Origin of the sequence: Clostridium sp. AM58-1XD, assembly GCF_003464085.1 — a bacterium.
GTDB lineage: Bacteria > Bacillota > Clostridia > Lachnospirales > Lachnospiraceae > Lachnoclostridium_A.
The window spans coordinates 1-599 of the sequence record NZ_QSDR01000086.1 but is presented as its reverse complement, the minus strand read 5'-3'; the positions used below and the strand labels follow the sequence as shown (position 1 = coordinate 599).

Genomic DNA, 599 nt, shown 5'->3' with positions numbered 1-599 from the left:
ATCTCTGCTTCCATCATTTCTTTGATTGTGCCGCCAAGCAGATCCTTGAGAGCATCCTGAATATCCTCTGCGGACTGGATGTCATACTCCTGAAGGAGCTGCTGGATAATGTTCCTTTTCCCATCTGTCATTTGTACTTTGTGTACGGGTTTCTTTTCTCTTGCCATAATAAAAGGCCTCCTATGATTTTTATTTTACCATAGAAGACCTTATAAAACCTTAGTTACAGAAAAACTTTCACATACTCAATCAAAGTACACTCGATAAACTTACTGAAATGCGTCTTACTTCCATGGCAGATGCATTAATTGCGGAAGAACCCTATCGGGTTGGAATACTCATTAGAACTACTATAGCATTTCTAAGGTAACAAATCCAACAATTGACTAATTGACTGTTTCTATAGTACTGTAAATGATCAGCATTGAATTTAGCTCTGTTTATGCAACCAGGAGCAGCATAGCACTCATCCATAAGCAATTTACAATTGCTTCAGACTGTAGACAAAGTCCCGAGCAATCGCTCGGGCTTTTCTACATTTGTCACCGCATTCATGGTATAATCATTATATCAGGAAGGCGGTGTTTTTATGTTGACGA

The 599-nt window shown here is 38.9% G+C and carries 1 pseudogene; it reads right to left on the bottom strand.

Annotated elements, in window-relative coordinates:
• Positions 1 to 167, bottom strand: a pseudogene (locus DXA13_RS20690) (IS256 family transposase); the annotation flags it as partial.
• Positions 168 to 599: the final 432 nt, after the last annotated feature.